This window comes from Terrabacter sp. 2RAF25 (assembly GCF_052115265.1).
Lineage (GTDB): Bacteria > Actinomycetota > Actinomycetes > Actinomycetales > Dermatophilaceae > Terrabacter.
Window position 1 is genome coordinate 1 of the sequence record NZ_JBFRGJ010000085.1, and the last position, 353, is coordinate 353.

The window sequence follows — 353 nt, forward strand, 5'->3', positions numbered from 1 at the left end:
TAATAAGCCTCTTCCCGCACGTCCAGCAGCGCAGTTTCCTGGCGCTGGAGCAGGGCGTAGCGAATATCGCTGTAGTGACGTAAAGGCAGTGATTGCTTAGCCATGTGAGAGATCCCAAATATTTGGTAAAAAAGCGTTGTTATAGCCGGAGATAAACGGTTTTTCGCTGCCGTCCTCGTCATAAACGGCCCGTTTCACCGCGCCGATATTGCCGCCGTAAACGTGAATGCTGATGGAGGGGCGATCGGCAAAAGCGTTGCTGACGCGGTGGATATCACCCACCTCAGGCGAAACGGCCTCTACGTCGCCAGCATTCAGGCGAACGGGCTCGCCTTCGGGCCAGAGTGCGCCCT

General features: G+C 56.1%; 1 pseudogene. It reads right to left on the reverse strand.

Annotated elements, in window-relative coordinates:
• Window positions 1–96 precede the first annotated feature (96 nt).
• Window positions 97–353 (reverse strand): annotated as a pseudogene (locus AB4091_RS22060) (hypothetical protein); the annotation flags it as partial.